The sequence below is a fragment of the Muriicola sp. SD30 genome, assembly GCF_041205185.1.
Classification (GTDB): Bacteria; Bacteroidota; Bacteroidia; order Flavobacteriales; family Flavobacteriaceae; genus Muriicola.
The window spans coordinates 680,268-697,598 of the sequence record NZ_JBGEWB010000001.1; the positions used below are offsets into that span (position 1 = coordinate 680,268).

The 17,331-nt window shown below is 42.3% G+C and carries 19 protein-coding genes; 6 read left to right on the forward strand and 13 right to left on the reverse strand.

Going from position 1 to position 17,331, the window contains the following annotated elements:
* Positions 1-2: 2 nt before the first annotated feature.
* The 8 genes from AB8P51_RS03035 to AB8P51_RS03070 form a co-directional block, all read right to left on the reverse strand.
* Positions 3-884, reverse strand: coding sequence for an ABC transporter ATP-binding protein (locus AB8P51_RS03035; RefSeq protein ID WP_369747286.1), 882 nt, complete (start codon positions 882-884; stop codon positions 3-5).
* Complete coding sequence (modB, locus tag AB8P51_RS03040) at positions 878-1,552, reverse strand: molybdate ABC transporter permease subunit (RefSeq protein WP_369747287.1); 675 nt, start codon at positions 1,550-1,552, stop codon at positions 878-880. Before modB ends, AB8P51_RS03035 begins: the two co-directional genes overlap by 7 nt.
* On the reverse strand, positions 1,549-1,953 hold the full coding sequence (locus AB8P51_RS03045) for a molybdopterin-binding protein (RefSeq protein ID WP_369747288.1): 405 nt from the start codon (positions 1,951-1,953) through the stop codon (positions 1,549-1,551). The genes modB and AB8P51_RS03045 overlap by 4 nt, the downstream gene beginning before the upstream one ends.
* A complete protein-coding gene (gene modA / locus AB8P51_RS03050; RefSeq protein ID WP_369747289.1) occupies positions 1,946-2,665 on the reverse strand; it encodes a molybdate ABC transporter substrate-binding protein in 720 nt (239 codons plus the stop codon). The genes AB8P51_RS03045 and modA overlap by 8 nt, the downstream gene beginning before the upstream one ends.
* 115 nt (positions 2,666-2,780) lie before the next feature.
* A complete protein-coding gene (locus tag AB8P51_RS03055) occupies positions 2,781-3,296 on the reverse strand; it encodes an SRPBCC domain-containing protein (protein ID WP_369747290.1) in 516 nt (171 codons plus the stop codon).
* Positions 3,297-3,302: 6 nt separating this feature from the next.
* The gene (locus AB8P51_RS03060) at positions 3,303-4,457 is read right to left on the reverse strand and encodes a serine hydrolase (protein ID WP_369747291.1); all 1,155 of its coding nucleotides are present in this window, start codon (positions 4,455-4,457) and stop codon (positions 3,303-3,305) included.
* A 26-nt stretch (positions 4,458-4,483) separates the two neighbouring features.
* Positions 4,484-4,732: a hypothetical protein gene (locus AB8P51_RS03065; RefSeq protein ID WP_369747292.1), complete on the reverse strand. Its 249-nt coding sequence runs from the start codon at positions 4,730-4,732 to the stop codon at positions 4,484-4,486.
* Positions 4,733-4,749: 17 nt separating this feature from the next.
* A complete protein-coding gene (locus AB8P51_RS03070; protein ID WP_369747293.1) occupies positions 4,750-5,193 on the reverse strand; it encodes an SRPBCC family protein in 444 nt (147 codons plus the stop codon).
* Positions 5,194-5,306: 113 nt separating this feature from the next.
* Here AB8P51_RS03070 and AB8P51_RS03075 point away from each other — a divergent pair, with 113 nt between their 5' ends.
* The 6 genes from AB8P51_RS03075 (at position 5,307) to AB8P51_RS03100 (ending at position 12,431) form a co-directional block, all read left to right on the forward strand.
* Positions 5,307-6,203: a peptidyl-prolyl cis-trans isomerase gene (locus AB8P51_RS03075; RefSeq protein ID WP_369747294.1), complete on the forward strand. Its 897-nt coding sequence runs from the start codon at positions 5,307-5,309 to the stop codon at positions 6,201-6,203.
* Positions 6,184-7,629: a peptidylprolyl isomerase gene (locus AB8P51_RS03080; RefSeq protein ID WP_369747295.1), complete on the forward strand. Its 1,446-nt coding sequence runs from the start codon at positions 6,184-6,186 to the stop codon at positions 7,627-7,629. The genes AB8P51_RS03075 and AB8P51_RS03080 overlap by 20 nt, the downstream gene beginning before the upstream one ends.
* A 3-nt stretch (positions 7,630-7,632) precedes the next feature.
* Positions 7,633-8,586 (forward strand): AAA family ATPase, encoded by a 954-nt coding sequence (locus tag AB8P51_RS03085; RefSeq protein WP_369747296.1) that lies wholly within the window; start codon positions 7,633-7,635, stop codon positions 8,584-8,586.
* Between the two features lie 224 nt (positions 8,587-8,810).
* The gene (locus AB8P51_RS03090; RefSeq protein WP_369747297.1) at positions 8,811-11,084 is read left to right on the forward strand and encodes an aconitate hydratase; all 2,274 of its coding nucleotides are present in this window, start codon (positions 8,811-8,813) and stop codon (positions 11,082-11,084) included.
* Between the two features lie 64 nt (positions 11,085-11,148).
* A complete protein-coding gene (locus tag AB8P51_RS03095) occupies positions 11,149-11,715 on the forward strand; it encodes a TlpA family protein disulfide reductase (protein WP_369747298.1) in 567 nt (188 codons plus the stop codon).
* The gene (locus AB8P51_RS03100) at positions 11,712-12,431 is read left to right on the forward strand and encodes a DUF3291 domain-containing protein (protein ID WP_369747299.1); all 720 of its coding nucleotides are present in this window, start codon (positions 11,712-11,714) and stop codon (positions 12,429-12,431) included. Before AB8P51_RS03095 ends, AB8P51_RS03100 begins: the two co-directional genes overlap by 4 nt.
* On the opposite strand, the gene AB8P51_RS03105 is transcribed toward AB8P51_RS03100, so the two are convergent.
* From AB8P51_RS03105 to AB8P51_RS03125, 5 genes are read right to left on the reverse strand one after another with little or no spacing between them, the layout of a single operon-like run.
* Positions 12,428-13,060: a carotenoid biosynthesis protein gene (locus AB8P51_RS03105; RefSeq protein ID WP_369747300.1), complete on the reverse strand. Its 633-nt coding sequence runs from the start codon at positions 13,058-13,060 to the stop codon at positions 12,428-12,430. The genes AB8P51_RS03100 and AB8P51_RS03105 overlap by 4 nt on opposite strands.
* On the reverse strand, positions 13,053-14,540 hold the full coding sequence (gene crtD, locus AB8P51_RS03110) for a 1-hydroxycarotenoid 3,4-desaturase CrtD (protein ID WP_369747301.1): 1,488 nt from the start codon (positions 14,538-14,540) through the stop codon (positions 13,053-13,055). Before crtD ends, AB8P51_RS03105 begins: the two co-directional genes overlap by 8 nt.
* A gap of 5 nt (positions 14,541-14,545) precedes the next feature.
* A complete protein-coding gene (locus AB8P51_RS03115; protein WP_369747689.1) occupies positions 14,546-14,995 on the reverse strand; it encodes a sterol desaturase family protein in 450 nt (149 codons plus the stop codon).
* Between the two features lie 9 nt (positions 14,996-15,004).
* Entirely contained in the window at positions 15,005-15,844 is an 840-nt protein-coding gene (locus tag AB8P51_RS03120) for a phytoene/squalene synthase family protein (RefSeq protein ID WP_369747302.1), read from the reverse strand.
* A 10-nt stretch (positions 15,845-15,854) separates the two neighbouring features.
* On the reverse strand, positions 15,855-17,312 hold the full coding sequence (locus AB8P51_RS03125) for a phytoene desaturase family protein (RefSeq protein ID WP_369747303.1): 1,458 nt from the start codon (positions 17,310-17,312) through the stop codon (positions 15,855-15,857).
* Positions 17,313-17,331 lie beyond the last annotated feature (19 nt).

Sequence of the window (17,331 nt, forward strand, 5' to 3'; positions counted from 1 at the left end):
ATTTAATTACCCGAAATCTTGTAGATCACCGGATTAAATGCTTTTGATGCCACCACCACTTTATCACCGGGGAGTATACCTTTTATTTCGGAAGGGTGGGCCACCACTTTTACAATATTATTTCCTATCAAAACGCTTATAATATAGATAACATCCTGTTGAATAAGATGCAAAACTGTGCCTGTAAACTGAAATTTACCGCTAATATGTTTTTCCATAAACAATTCTCCCGGCGGCCCCAACTGAGTAATACGTCCTTCCTTCAGGATGGCAGTTGTATCAGAAAGTTTCATGATTTCGCCCAGATCGTGACTAACCATGATGGTGGTCAACCCCAGTTTATTATGGGCATCCAGAATATGATCCTGCAGACTTAGCCGCATATCCGTATCAAGAGCAGCGAGGGGTTCATCTAACAATAAAACATCAGGTTGCTGCACCAGGGCCCTGGCAAGGGCAACTCGTTGTTTCTGTCCTCCTGATAGCGTATCTGGTTTTCGGTTCGCCAGGGCTGAAAGATCCATGACTTCCAAAAGATCAGGGATGATATTATCAGGAGCCGACTTGCTTTTTGCGAATTTCAGATTCTCAATGACCGTCATATTGGGAAACAGGGCATAATCCTGAAAAACATAACCGATATTTCTTTTTTGCGGGGGGAGATTGATTTTTTTCTCCAAGTCGAACCAGGTCCTGCCATTAAAAGCAATATATCCCTTATCAGGAGGCAGTAAACCTGCTATACCTCTCAGCAGGGAAGTTTTACCTGATCCTGAAGGACCATAAAGCGTTAGCAGTGAGCCTTCTGCTATGGTAAGATCAGTATTCAAGGTGAATTCAGCTGTTCCGGCTCCCAGTTTTTTATGGATTCTTACTTCTACCATTTCCAGAATCTTTTTAAATATCCTCCATTGAGAAGGTATACAAGTAGAAGTAAGGCAAATGTCAAGGCAAATAAAATTAAAGAATAGCTGTTTGCAGCCACATAATTGAGGGATTCCACTTCATCGTATATAGCGATTGAAGCCACTCTTGTCTCCCCTGGAATATTACCCCCAATCATTAGTACGACTCCAAATTCACCAACTGTATGCGCAAAAGCCAGAACAATTCCCGTTAAAAGTGATTTTCGGATATTGGGAAGCAATACCCTGAAAAGTTGTGTCACTCCCGATTTTCCCATAGTGGCAGCAGCTTCCGAAAGAGAAGGTGGCAGGGATGTCAAACCCGCCTGTATGGGTTGCACCATAAAGGGCAGGCTATATATCACAGACGCCACAACAAGTCCGCCAAAGGAAAAAACGAGTTGTATTCCCAACCACTCATTGATCCATGAACCAAACGCATTATTAGGGCTGAATGCCAGGAGAAAATAAAAGCCTAATACCGTAGGGGGAAGCACAAGAGGCATGCTTACCAGAGTTTCTATTACAGGTTTTATACGGGAGGTAGTTTTGCTGAGCCAGAATGCAAGGGGAACAGAAACAACCAACAGGACCAAGGTTGTGGTCAATGCCAGTTCAAATGTTAATCGCAAGGGCTCCCAGTTCATTTCGGCGATAGCATTACTTCATTAAGTTTGATCATGGCAAGTACTTTTTTACCCGACTCTATACCCATTTCTAAAAGGGCTTCCGTGCTCACTATAGCCTGGATGTTCCCGGGAGCACATTCTAAATCAACCCCGCTTAACAAAATACCTCTTTGCAGGGCCTGTACTTTACAGTCGATTTTATTCGTAAGACTAATTCCATTCGTCTTTTCCAGACCAATCACCACCTCAGTTTCCTTAAAAAGGATATTTACTTCCTGGTTTAATGCCAGATATTCAGCCGATTCAGGAGTATCGATCAAAATAGTTTTCATTTCCAGATCCCCTACAAGTAACAAGGTAACCAGGGTGATCTGCCCCTCAACCTGAAGGTTTTTGATATGTCCTGTTAGTCTATTCACGTACCGAATATCCAAATTTTTTGAGGATAGCCTGTCCTTCCTCACTAAAAAGATATTCAAAAAATGTCCTGCTGCCTTCTTTAGAGGAATTTTGGTGGTTTATTAATGCGATTACATGTGGCAGTTTATCGTAAGCATCAGCATCTATCATTATCCATTGACCGACCTTACTTAATTCCTGACTTTTAACAATGGCGAGAGAGGTAAAACCCATCTCGGCAGCACCAGAGAGAATAAACTGGTTAGTCTGGGAAACACTTTCCCCGTAAACCAACTTAGATGAAACCTTGTCATAAATCCCATAGTGATTCATTACCTGCAGGGCTGCTGCTCCATAAGGAGCAATTTTCGGATTGGGCAAAGCAAGGTGCTGAATTCGCTCATTTTGCAGCATATCAATAGATGGCTTGATTGCTGGATTCGCCGTCCACAGCACCAGTGAACCATAGGCGAAAACTTCAGGCAGATCAAGAGTTTTTCCTTCTCTTGAGAGGGATTCGGGGTATTTCATATCGGCCGACAAAAACAAATCGTATGGTGCACCTTCTATAATTTGGGCGTATAACTTCCCTGAAGATCCCAGGATCACCTCGCAGGAAATTCCGTGTTTACGCTCAAAATTTTCTACGATGGGTTTAATGGCGTAGTGGAGATTTGAAGCAACAGCAATTCTAATTGTATCTCTCTCTTTTGTTCCTTTACACCCGAGCATAAAGACCAGAATCACCAAAAAAAGAATCGGCTTAAAAGGACGAAATCTTATTTTAAAACAACTATTCATACTCAGTTTTAGACTAGATTGATCTGATAGGAGGAAGGGTAAGGCCTCATATATTTACAAACTGAAAAGTAGCCAGAGGAACATTCCGGAGGTCCTTTTTAGTTTCATGTAATAGTATACCGTGTTCCAGATAGGCTTTGAGGTTGGCCAGCCAGAATGTCCATCCATTACTGCAACCGACATGAATATTCATTTTGTTCTTTTCATCCGTGGGGATATTGGTCTGAGTGAGGGTTACCAAAACCTGATTTCCTTCGGACTTTAATTCAACCGTCACCCGACAGAATTCGGCAAAAGTAAATTCTATTAAATCCCTACCATTTGCCCTTAGGATTTCTCCTTTTTCTTCCCCGTCCCAGTTATACCACCGCCAGGTATACAGGTCACCCTGTTCTATATGTTGATCTGCTTCTCTTGGTATTCCCGTTTTAGTATTGTAAACAGCTTCTCGTAAAAACCAGGAACATATTCCCTCTTGGGTTGCCCAACACCAGTATAATTCTTCCCGACTCGCAGTGATATAAATTTTCTTTGTAAAACATACAAATCCTAAAGAAGACATGTTTATTTATCTTTTTAATTCCAACTGATATAATTCACTCCCCAGAGCAGACAGAAATGGAATACCTATCTCCTCGTATTCATATTCGTTGTCGTTAAAAACCCCATCAGCATTCACCAGTATGGTGGCCGTTATCATAAATTCCACCCCGTTTTTGTCATCTTTGATATAAGCGCAATCGGTTAGAGTTCCATATGCATACCCCACTTTATTATAAATGCTCATGTGAGCTGGGATAGGTTCTTTGCTATCTCCGTAAATAAAAAACTTCCCATAGCTGTCGTAATAATCTTCAGCTGAATATCCTGCCTCCCGGGGAACTGCTTTCATGGCATTTAACAGAAAGCTGCGCTGTGCCGGACTCAGATCAAAGCGCTCTTCTTCGGGATACATGTCAGGAAAAATAATTCGTTTAAGCACTCCGTGTTGTGTAGTTACAGGATAATAATTCTTCCTGCTGAAATCAAAACTCCCCTGTATCAGCGAATCTCCCTCATAGTATCCCTTACCTTTCTTTATGCCGCCCAAATTCAGCGGCTTGGGTGTACTGTTTACGCTATTCGGTAAAAGGGTAGTAGTGCTGTCATTTAAATAGATAACAAGAGGACGGGTAGTAACTTCATCTGCTTCCGGGACGGAGAGTCGATGTGAAATCCTGGCTGGTCCGATGTTTTTTTTTCTGAAACCCGCATTAATAGCATCCTGCCCGAGAAATTCCAGTAAACGATTATTAGCATCATTGTCGCTTATGGCAAATATTTTGGTGATTTCCCTTCCGAAAGTGGTTTCCACTGAATCCCCTTCCACATAAAAGCGGGTGTCTAAATTTAAGTACTTATTGCGGTTAATTTTTTCCATGGCCAATACGGCGATTGGAAATTTCACTGTGCTTGCCGGATAGAAGTATTGCAGTGAATCAACTCCGAAATCGTAATCCTCAAAACGGACAGAATCATTATCCCTGATAATTCGCGTAAAGCGGATCTGAACTTCATGGAGTGAGGGATCGTCCATTACATTCCGGATACGAATGTCATTGGAAGAGAGTACTTGTTTTAAGGGATCAGTTTCCTGAGAGGTACTGGCACATCCCGACAACAACCCGATCAAAACAAAAGAGTATAATAGGATTTTTTGGACTTTTTCTAAGGTGGTTCTCATCAGATCGGAATGATTTCTGCTTTATTTTATCCTGGATTCTCTTCGTAAACTTCTCCCCGGTGGGGAAGGAGGGCGTCGCGAATCTGGATCATCATAGATTCATCAACCACCATATAGGCAACGGCATGCATCTTAGTAATGGTTTCATGTCCGCTTAATTGCAGAGATAAATTCTCCCTTTTGATAAACTCACTCAGGTGCAGGGCGTGATGCCTGGCTGTCTCTCCGGAGTCGGGTCCCCGAAAATCCCACAATAATTTTATTTTCCTGTTCAACTTGACATATTTTAAATTCAGGTGGAGCTTTTCTCGGCAAAGGCTTTGAAGTCCTTCAAATATTTTAATGACTGCTTCTTGAATGCACCCGGCATTAGAAAGCCCATAACCTTCATAAATAGGCCATTGAATTGAAATTCAGTTTCTGAAATCCATTTGGTCTTATTTTCATCAATGGCTTTAAAGTAGTTCTTCTGCACATTGTGAACACCTTTGGCATCATATGTAGCGTGAAATTCGTGAGGGAGATTACGTTTTAAGATGGTTTCTATCATCACGATCTCTCTTTTACCCATTTTGTAGGTAAGCTCCATTTGTGCTCCTCCTTTCCCCTGAATTCCACTTAGTACCTTATATGAAATCAGGTCTTTTTGCCAGAATTTCATATTTTCCGGGTTGTCGAATTTTCGGATAAATTCAGCCAGGGGAACATTGATTACTATTTCAGTAATATATTTCATGGATGGTGAAACTTTAAACCCTAAGTTAGTAAATTATGAGAAGTAGGAAATAAAAATCTGTTAATGAGAGGCCTTATACTTGTTCAGGAAAATCGAATGCTTAATTTTGCGGAATGCATTTCACACTGAGAAACGTTATTCGTAGAGTTCCGATCCTTGTACCTCTTTGTCTGATATTTGTACTGTGCTCGTGTGAAGGCATTTTTAAATCGGAACCGGAAAGCACTCCCCTGGCCAGAGTAGGGGATGAATACCTCTACAGGGAAGACATTGAATCTTTACTAAACTCTCAGTTAAACGAGCAGGATAGTACCTCTCTTGTTACCAATTACATCAATAACTGGGCGGTAAAACAATTACTCTTTTCCAAGGCTCAGATCAACCTCACAGAAGAACAGATAGCTTCTTTTGAGCGACTCGTGGCTAATTACCGTATCGACCTGTTTACCAGAGCCTATAAGGAGGCCCTCGTTCTACGGGGCGAGGATACTACTGTCACCGATGGACAGCTAAGGCAATTTTATGAACAGGAAAAAGAGAATTTTGTCCTGAAAGAGAAAATCCTCCAACTTCGATTTGTTGAGTTGCCAAAACAATTTTTAAACAAGGATGAGGTAATCAAACGGCTCAATAATTTCAATGACGAGGATCAGGTGTTTTTGGATTCAATTGGGGTTCAATTCACCAAACTCAATTTTAACGATTCTCTCTGGATTCCGCTTACGAGAATCATACAGGAAATACCTCCTCTGACCTATGAAAATGAGGAACGATACCTAAAAAAATCACAATTTTTTGAATTGGAGGACTCTCTGGGGGTATATTTGGGGAAGATAAGCGATATTCGGGAAATTAATGAGATCGCTCCCTTAAGCTATATCAAACCGACACTCCGACAGGTTGTGCTAAACAGGAGAAAACTCGACTTTTTACGTCGACTCGAAACTGAGCTCCTTGATGAAGCTGTAAAACAAAATGAATTTGAAATTTATGAAAAAGAGAAAGAATAAGTTTTTACTGTTCACTTTTGCCACCTTCACTCTTGTGGGAATGGCACAGGAGGAACCAGTAAGTGAAACTACAGCAGATCCCGGACAGCAATTGTCCGAATCAACTACCTCCGTAAAAGACACGGTTAATTCCTTTGAGAAGATAAAACTTGATGGGATTGCTGCCGTAGTTGGCGACTATGTGATACTCGACTCAGATATAGAGAAAACACTCATTGATTTGAGGAGTCAGGGAGCCTCAACTGAAGATATTACACATTGTAGTCTGTTGGGGAAACTAATGGAGGACAGGCTCTATGCGCATCAGGCAGTTCAGGACAGTATTCTGGTTTCCGACGATGAGGTAAATGCAACCAGTGACCGGCAGATCCAGCAGTTGGTTCAGCAGGTGGGTTCAATGGATAAGGTACTTCAGTTTTACAAAAAGGAAACTGTTGAGGATTTCAGGGAAGAACTTTATAATATCAACAAATTGAGGATGTTGTCTGAAAAAATGCAACAGAAGATTGTTGGTGAGATTCAGGTTACTCCTGAGGAGGTGAGGCAATTCTTTAAGAATATTCCTGAAGATGAAAAACCAGTCTTTGGCGCCGAACTCGAAATTTCTCAGATCGTAAAGACCCCTGTAATTCCTGAGGAAGAGAAGCAGAAAGTGATCGACAAGTTACGTGAGATAAAAGCGGATGTAGAGGATAATGACGCCAGTTTTAGTGTAAAGGCCATCCTCTATTCTCAGGATCCCGGATCCAAATCTAAAGGTGGATTTTACAGTATGACACGTCAAACACCTTTCGTGAAGGAATTTAAAGATGTGGCGTTTAGCTTGCAGGAAGGCGAAATTTCAGAACCCTTTGAGACAACATTCGGCTATCATATTATTTTTGTCGAAAAGATACGGGGACAGGAGTTAGACCTGCGGCATATCCTTATCCAGCCCGAAATTCCTCAGGCAGCAGTAGAGGCAGCGAAGATTGAATTGGATACTATTCGCAAACACATTATGGAAGGGAAATACACATTTGCCGAAGCCGCGCTGAATTTTTCAGATGAAAAGGAAACCAAATTCGATGGGGGCCTGCTGAGAAATCCAATCAATTTCGATTCTCGATTTGAGTTGACAAAAATGGATCCTACCCTTTATAATCAGGTGCGAAATCTAAAAGATGAAGAGATATCCTACCCACTGCTGGAAACCGATCCCAGAGGTGGACCGCCAAAATACAAGATTCTGAAAGTAACCAACAGATACGATGAACATGAAGCCGATTTTGCCAAAGACTATTTAAAAATTCAGGAACTGGCACTGAGGGAAAAGCAATACAAGGCCATCAAAGAATGGATGGACGAACATATTGATGATACCTACGTAAGTGTTAATGTGGCTAACAGGTCTTGTGAATTCGCAAACAACTGGGTGAAGGAATAGACTATGTCAGATGTAAAGGCCATTGAGGAATTAGGTAAAAAACACCTGTCCCTGAAAAGGGAAATTGCCAAGGTTATTGTAGGACAGGATGAGGTTATTGATCTTATACTGTTGTCAATCTACACAGGAGGACACTCCCTGCTAATTGGTGTTCCAGGTCTGGCTAAAACACTGATGGTTAATACGATAGCACAGACGCTCGGTCTCGATTTTAAACGTATACAGTTTACACCCGATCTTATGCCCAGTGATATTCTGGGCAGTGAAGTGTTAGATCAAAGCAGGACCTTTAAGTTTATAAAAGGTCCGGTATTTGCCAACATCATCCTTGCAGATGAAATCAACCGAACACCTCCTAAAACGCAGGCAGCTCTGCTCGAGGCTATGCAGGAAAAAGCCGTGACAATTGCCGGAGAAAGACATAAATTGGAAGCGCCATATTTTGTTCTGGCCACACAGAATCCGATTGAACAGGAAGGGACCTATCCACTACCCGAAGCACAGTTAGACCGGTTTATGTTTGCGATCGAATTAAAGTATCCTTCTCTGGCCGAAGAAATACAGATTGTGAAGGAAACCACCGATGACGAAGAAGCAAGTATAAATGCTTTGTTCAATGCAGCCGAAATTCTGGCCGTTCAACATCTTGTGAGAAGGATACCAGTCCCAAATAATGTAGTTGAATATGCTGTTAAACTTGTAAACAGTACACGCCCGGGAACTCCTTCATCTTCAGATTATATCAATCAATACCTCGACTGGGGTGCCGGGCCAAGAGCATCGCAGAATCTGGTACTCGGAGCCAAGGCACATGCTGCCGTAAATGGTAAGTTTTCTCCGGATATTGAAGATGTGCAAGCCGTAGCATTCGGAATCCTGAGACACCGGATCATAAAAAACTACAAAGCAGAGGCAGAGGGAATCAGCGAGGAAGATATCATCCGCCATTTAATGTAGAAGTATTTTATTCCCGGAATTATTTTAATACCGGAACGGGACTCAAAAAATTAAGTCCGTTATTTTCAATTCCCTTATTCTCATTCATTTTTTTTCAGCTGTAGGTAATGGGAGGGGGCCTATTTTGCTGACTTCATAATACTCTGCTAGGGATTGAAAAAGTTTCAATAACCCCTTTTAATTTTCTATCTTTGGGGGATTAACAATTGATAAACCAACGTACAATGGCATTTGATATCGACATGATTAAAGGCGTTTACGCCAGGATGGGAGAACGGGTGGATAAAGCTCGTGAGCTGGTAGGAAAACCACTAACTCTATCTGAGAAAATTCTTTACTCTCACCTTTGGGAAGGTATTCCTTCAACTATTTTCAGAAGGGGAAAGGATTACGTCGATTTTGCCCCAGACCGGGTTGCCTGTCAAGATGCTACGGCACAAATGGCGCTTTTGCAATTTATGCATGCAGGCAAACCCAAAGTTGCAGTTCCAACCACGGTACACTGCGACCACCTGATACAAGCAAAAGTAGGTGCTGAAGCTGATCTCAAAAGAGCAAATAAAACCAGTAACGAAGTATTTGATTTTCTCGAATCTGTTTCCAATAAGTACGGGATTGGTTTCTGGAAACCAGGTGCGGGGATTATCCACCAGGTAGTACTTGAAAACTACGCTTTTCCGGGAGGGATGATGATCGGTACCGATTCACATACCGTAAATGCTGGCGGACTGGGAATGGTAGCTATAGGTGTGGGTGGTGCTGATGCTGTTGATGTGATGGCCGGTATGGCATGGGAGCTGAAATTCCCTAAACTTATAGGCGTAAAATTAAAAGGTAAATTAAGCGGATGGACTGCACCTAAGGATGTGATTCTTAAAGTGGCAGACATTCTCACCGTAAAAGGTGGGACGGGCGCTATCATAGAATATTTTGGCGAAGGTGCTACCTCCATGTCATGTACAGGAAAAGGTACTATTTGTAATATGGGAGCTGAAGTGGGAGCCACAACTTCAACCTTTGGGTATGATGATTCCATGGATCGCTATCTGAGAGGGACAGACAGGGCTGATGTGGCAGACGAAGCTAAAAAAGTAGCGGAGTACCTTACCGCAGACCCCGAAGTATACCAGGAGCCGGAAAAGTATTTTGACCAGGTGATAGAAATCGATCTTTCTACCCTTGAGCCTCATCTTAACGGTCCATTTACGCCGGATCTTTCCACACCAATTTCCAAAATGAGCGAGGCTGCAAAAGCCAATGACTGGCCATTGAATGTAGAAGTAGGCCTGATCGGGTCATGTACGAATTCGTCCTATGAAGATATTTCCAGGGCAGCTTCGCTGGCCAGACAGGTTTCAGAAAAAAAATTAAAAACAAAATCGAAGTTCACAATAACACCTGGTTCTGAATTGGTGAGATACACCATTGAACGCGATGGCTTTATCAAGACATTTAATAATATCGGAGCTACAGTATTTGCCAATGCCTGTGGGCCGTGTATCGGGATGTGGGATCGCTATGGTGATAAGGCCGCCAACGGCCCCCGAAATACGATTGTACACTCTTTTAACCGGAATTTTGCCAAAAGGGCCGATGGAAATCCAAACACTCTGGCATTTGTAGGTTCACCAGAACTGGTTACCGCAATTGCAATCGCCGGAAGGTTAGACTTTAATCCGGTTACAGATACCCTGATCAACGAAGAAGGGCAGGAAGTAAAACTCGATGAACCTCGCGGATACGAATTACCTCCGGAAGGTTTCGCAGTGGAAGATGCAGGATACGTTGCCCCAAGAGAAGACGGAAGTTCAGTAGACGTTAAAGTGGCGTCAGATTCTGAAAGGCTACAACTCCTCGCACCATTTACACCTATCACCAATGAAAGCCTGCAAGGCATGAAATTGTTGATTAAGGCGTTCGGAAAATGTACCACCGACCATATTTCCATGGCTGGCCCATGGTTGCGATACCGGGGACATCTTGATAATATTGCCAATAACACTCTTATTGGAGCTATCAATGCCTTTAATAAGAAAACCAATTTTGTCAAAAATCAGCTCACCGGCGAATACGGTGGTGTGCCCGACACTCAAAGAGCTTACAAGGCCAAAGGGATTAAGACTATCGTTGTTGGAGATCATAATTACGGGGAGGGTTCTTCAAGGGAACATGCTGCCATGCAACCAAGACACCTTGGGGTAGCCGCCGTACTGGTTAAATCCTTTGCCAGGATACACGAAACCAACCTGAAAAAACAAGGGATGCTGGCGCTTACCTTTGCCAATGAAAATGATTATGATAAAATTCAGGAGGATGATACCTTCAACTTTGTCGATATTCAGGATTTCGCCCCGGATGTTCCTCTTACCATTGAAGTAGTGCACAAGGACGGCTCCAAAGACATGATCAAGACCAATCATACTTATAATGCGCCGCAGATTGCCTGGTTCAGGGAAGGATCGGCCCTTAATGTTATCAAAAAGGAAAATGCAGCCTGATCCGTCTTATTTGATTGTACTGGACAACCCAGAAGACGTAATTTATTAAATAAGACAGCTTTACATGGCCATTAAAAAAAAGACGGTTCTCAACATTCTTCTGATTGTATTTATTCTGTCTTTTTTTGTTACCCCATTGGGTTATCATAGTAAGATCATGTTAAACAGGTTGTTTGCCGGGTCAGCAGACGTGATTCCCGCAGATCAGCGAATTCGGATTGAAGACTACAACTGGCGGTTAAAGAATGAGAATTGGGAGTTTTTCAATTTTGAAAAATCTGAAGGTAAGGTCGTCTTTATAAATTTCTGGGCCTCATGGCGACTTCCAAGTGCAGCCGAATTAAAAAGCATACAGAACCTTTATAATACCTACAAAGGCAAAGTCGATTTCTATATCATAACCGACGAAGAACAAGAACCGGTAATTGAGTTTATGGAGGAAAATAATTTTGATTTTCCTGTTACATACCTCATTATCGGAGACAGATCGCCAATTCCGGCCCTGGAACCACCAGGGACTTATATTTTGGATAAAAAAGGCAGAATTGTAGTTAAGAAAGAAGGAATAGCCGACTGGGATAATGAAAGGATCATGAGTTTAATGGAAGACCTATTGAAGGCCCGAACTTGACAACACAGATTACTACCCTGACATTCTTCAAATACCGAAGCCTGTATGCCAAATTCTGGGCTTTCGGGATGATGCAATTTGCTCATTATACCTTGCGAAAAATCGATGGGCTCTCTTTTTACAAGCTATTGGGCACGGGGAAGGAAGGATTTAATCCCAGCCCTGACTGGACCGTCTACGCCCTCCTGCAAGTCTGGGAAACTGAGGAAAAGGCCGATGACTTTTTCCGGCATTCTTCCCTGATGAAGAAATACAGGAAGTACAGCTCTGAACACTGGACTCTTTTTATGAGGAATAGAATGGCAAGGGGAAAATGGGATGGAAATAACCCCTTTGCCATACACCCAGCTCTTACTGAAGACATCCCATACATCGCTGTTATCACCAGGGCTACTATTAAAGTGAAGTATTTGCGCAGATTCTGGAAGAGCGTTCCTGCTTCTCAAAGACCTCTGAAAAAGAATACCGGACTCATTTACACAAAAGGAGTAGGGGAGGTTCCCTATATGCAAATGGCGACCTTTAGTCTTTGGGAAAACCAGAAAGCCCTGGACGATTTTGCCTACAGGAGCAAAGAGCACATAAAGATCATAGGGGATACACGAACTATTGGCTGGTACAAGGAGGAGCTATTTTCCCGCTTTCAACCCTACCGTTCCCTGGGGAGCTGGAATGGAATAAATCCATTGAGCTTTACAACCTCTGAACTAGATTAAAACCAAAGAAAAAAGTACAGGAAAAAAACCAGTTGTGCTGTGTACAAATGCGCGGAAAACTTTACATCGCCTGTGATCTTTGTGCGATGGATTATATATTGAAAAATCAGGGCAACTGCAAGCCAGCAGATATAATTAGAGAGGGGAACAAGACCCTGATCGAACTCCCAGAAATCAAAGCGGGGAGCACTTTGCTCCATAAAGAAATCCAGAACCAGCATCAATAAAGCGGCAAAGATCAATTGTAGGACCCACTTTTTAAACAAGTATTGCGCGAGGCGTGCGGTAATAAAGCTAAGCAGTGCCCAGTTAACACCTATCAGATAGGGAACACCGTCTAATTTAGGCCCTAGATTGGCTCCGTACTCATAAGAGCCAAAGAGGATCCCGTATTTTACCCCCACCCATTCGGCCAACATCCCCAGAATCCACAATAAGGCAAATACCGCCGTTTTCTTACGGGTATCAATCGGGAAAACCAGGAAGAGCAAAATAGAAGAAATAATGAGGTTTACAGGTGTTTTTGCTACAAACCACGCTTCAAATCCAAGGCTGATTCCTATAAGGGCTGAAATATGAAATATCCAGATTACCCAGAGGGCCCAGTTACCGTTTTTTACCTCAGGCATATTCTTGGTTTGAATTCATATCTGGAACGAGATCTCCTACGATTTTTGCGGAAAGAAGGCAAAGCGGGATTCCTCCACCCGGATGGACAGATCCCCCACAAAAATAAAGGTTTTGAACCTTTCGGGTAAAATTGGGATGTCTTAGAAAAGCGGCAAATCTTGAATTGCTGGCTGCACCATAGAGGGCACCACGGTAAGAGCTCGTATTTTCCTGTATGCCTACGGGATCTAAAACGTGTTCAGTAACTATCAGGGGTTCAACAGCTCTCTTGAGACAGGCTGATAATTTCTCGAGAATAAGTCTGCGTGCCTTTTCTTTTAATGCTTTCCAGTCCTGGCCGTAGTCCCCCGGAGCATTAATCATAACAAACCAGTTTTCGCATCCCTCAGGAGCATCACCGGGAACATACTTTGCTGTGATGTTAACATACACCGTTGGATCGTCTGAAAGTGTTTTATCCCGGAAAATCGCTTTGAATTCTTCTTCGTAATCATCGCTGAAAAAGATATTGTGAAGATCGAGTTCTTTAAATGTTCCTTTAATTCCCCAATAAAAGATCAGTGCCGAACTGGATCGTTCCTGTTCTAGCGTTTTAGTAGGCGCTTTAAGTCCCGGCAACAGATGTTTATAGGTAGGGTATATATCCATATTGGAAACTACAATATCTGCCGAATAGCTCGTTTTTAAAGTGTTGATTCCCTTTGCTTTACGATCTTCCACGACGATTTCATCTACCTTTTCATTAAAATGAAAGCATATGCCCTGATCTTTGGCCAGTTCGAAAAGGCTCATACTGATACGGTGCATCCCCCCTTTGGGAATAAAGGTGCCGTAATGCATTTCCAGATGGGGAATAAGGGACATAATTCCCGGTGTCTGGTAAGGAGAAGACCCATTATAAGTGGCATAACGATTAAAAAGTTGTACGATTTTCGGATTCCTGAAATTCTTTGTGTTTAAGTCATTCAGCGATTGCATGAGATCCAGCGAATGGAGTTGCAGCATCGCTTTAATCGTTTCCACACTGAGGTAGGTTTTCAGTTTGTGCAATGAGTTTTCGAGAAAAATACCGGCAGTAAGTTCGTATTTTTTCCTATTGCGTTGTAGATAAGCCTGGATGTTGGTCTCACTTTCGTCAAAAAAATCGGCAGCTTCCTTTACGAATAAATCCTGATCCGCATTGACAGAAAAACGGCTCCCGTCTGTCCAGAAATAATTGCAGACTGTATCTTTTCTTGAATATTGGAAATATAAGGTAGGATCGAGCTTAAAAAGATGATAAATTTCCTCGACAAATTGAGGCATGGTAAACAACGAAGGACCCAGATCGAAGCGATAACCATCCTGTGAAATGGCGTGAAGTTTACCTCCGGGATAAGAATTTTTTTCGAAGACATCTACCTCATACCCCAGTTTGCGGATTCTGAGCGCTGAAGCTAAACCCGCAATACCCGAGCCAATCACTATGGCTTTTGGCATGGATCTTATTTCTTAAAGTATTTAAAGGGAACCCATAGCATTCCAAAACATTCTCCTTCTTCCTTTCCGAGATGCTTGTGATGGATCTTATGGGCACGCCGTACACCTCTTGCATACCAGTTGTTGGCGTTTCTGAAAATTTTAAACCGCTGATGGATAAATATATCATGGACCAGGAAATAGGTCGCGCCATAAGCCATGATGCCAAATCCGATAGGGTAGCCATACCAGAATTCACTATTCCCCGCCAGAAGAATAAAACTCATGCTCACAACAGCATAAAAGATAAAGAAGGTATCATTTCGTTCAAACCAGGAGTCGTGGTCTTTCCTGTGGTGGTCCTTGTGCAGGCTCCAGAGAAATCCATGCATCACATATTTATGGGTAAACCAGGCCATAAATTCCATAATGCAGAATGTGATAAAGAAAATTAAGATCCAGAGTGCTATTTCCATCATTGCTGATTATACCAGTTTTAATTTATAATTTACGTATGAAGTGGCCAATAATCCAAATTTTTGATAATTCGGAACCCTGATCCGCGCATTTTTAATTTCGAGGGACGGGGTCCGCTGGAGTTTTCTCAAAAGCTGATAATAGTATTTATACGCCGTATAGACGCCAAATTTAGCATCATTTGGCAGTTTTGCTATTCCCTCATATCCCTTTCTGAAATCTTCCTTAATTTCCTCAACAATGCGGGTTTTGGAATCCTCGTCAAGTTGAAGCAGATTAGTGTTGGGGAAATACGACCTTTCCAGGAGTTCGTAATCGGCTTTTAGATCCCTTAGAAAATTAACTTTCTGGAAGGCCGAACCCAGAGCCATTGCAGAATCCTTCAGGGCTTCGTATTGCTGATCATCTCCATTGACAAATACCCTTAGGCACATCAGGCCTACCACGTCTGCCGACCCATAGATATATTCCTTAAACTCTTCGTGAGTTGCATATACTTTTTTATCAATATCCATTCTCATGCTCTTCATGAAGGAATCTACCAGGTGACGGGGAATTCCATATTGATGAAAAGTATGCTGAAATGAGTTCAGGATGGGATTAAGGCTGATTTTATTCTTCAAACTGTTATCCAGTTCTTTTTCAAAAGCCTTAAAAAGTTCTTCTTTGTTGTAGTCGTGGAAGGAATCTACAATTTCATCGGCAAAGCGAACAAATCCATAAATATTATAAATGTCCTTCCTGATAGATGGAGCAAGCATCTTGGTCGCAAGGGCAAAGGAAGTACTGTAAGACTGGGTAACAATCTTACTGCACTCAAATGATACGGTGTCGAAAATTGACTTCATGAATTGATAATTACTTTTGTTGACATATGAGTTCGGAAACCAATTTACCCGAAATCAGCGACGGTGGCACCCCCGGCCCCGGAACGGTTAATTGTCCGGTGAAATAGAGATCTTTTACTTTATTACTTTTAAGACCCGGTCTCAGAAAAGCAGTTTGCAGAAGGGTGTTGGCCATCCCGTATGCGTTGCCCTTATAGGAATTATACTGCTCCTTAAAGTCGTTGACACAAAAGGACTCTTTAAATATAATATTATTTTTTAGCTGTTGACCGGTGCGCTCCTCCAGCCTGCTTATGATAACATCGAAGTACTGTTCCCTCAATTCATCGTTATCTTCCAGATCAGGCGCAATGGGAACGAGAAAAAAACCGGTTTCATATCCTTCAGGTGCCATGGAGGCATCGGTTACAGAGGGAAAGTTTACATAAAAAAGAGGCTCAGTAGGCCATTTAGGATCGTCATAAATCTCCTCCGCATGTCGCTCAAAATCAGTATCGAAAAACAGATTGTGGTGTTCTATGTTTTTTAGTTTCTTATCAAAGCCAACGTAAAATAGCAGGGAAGATGGGGCAAAGGTTTTTTTTTCCCAATAGGCTTCAGAGTACTGACGGTACTGCGGATCTAATAGCGTTTCCGAGTGGTGGTAGTCTGCTCCGGTTAGAACAAAATCGGCCCTAACGATCTGCCGGTTAACCTCAATGCCTTCAACCTTGCCTTTGGTAACCCTGATTTTTTCAACCGGATATCCTGTATGGATCTGCACGCCGAGCTCTTCCGCCAGGGCCTTCATCCCCTCAATAATTTTATACATCCCCCCTTTGGGATGCCAGGTGCCAAGGCCAAAATCGGCGAAATTCATAAAACTGTAAAAAGAAGGAGTTTTACTGGGTTTTGCCCCGAGGAAAAGTACCGGAAATTCCAGAGTAGCTATCAGTTTGGGATTTTTAAACTGTTTCCGAACCTGCCCGCTTATAGTCTTAAAAAATTGGTCAACTCTTAAAGCTGTCTCCTTGGTCACTAATTCAAAGGGTGACAGACCGGGGCGATAGACTATTTTATTGATGGCGATATTGTAATTCTTCTGAGCTTTAGCGATGAATTTTCGCAGATGTACCGAACTACCGGGTTCAATACGTTCAAATTCCTCACAAATTTTGTCCATACTGTCCCCGATGGTAATCACATCGTCTGAGAAAAAGATTTTATAGGCCGGACTCAACTTATCGAGCTGATAATAATCTGAGGTGCTCTTGCCAAAATCGTTGAAAAAGCGTTCAAAAATGTCGGGCATCCAGTACCAGCTGGGGCCAATATCAAAAGTGAAACCATCTCTAACAAGTTGTCTCGCTCTTCCACCGACGGTTTTATTTTTCTCGTAAACATCCACCTCAAATCCTGCCTTTGCCAGATAGCAGGCGGCGGAAAGAGAGGAAAAACCTGACCCTATGATTGCAACTTTCTTACTCATGATAATCAAAACGTACCAT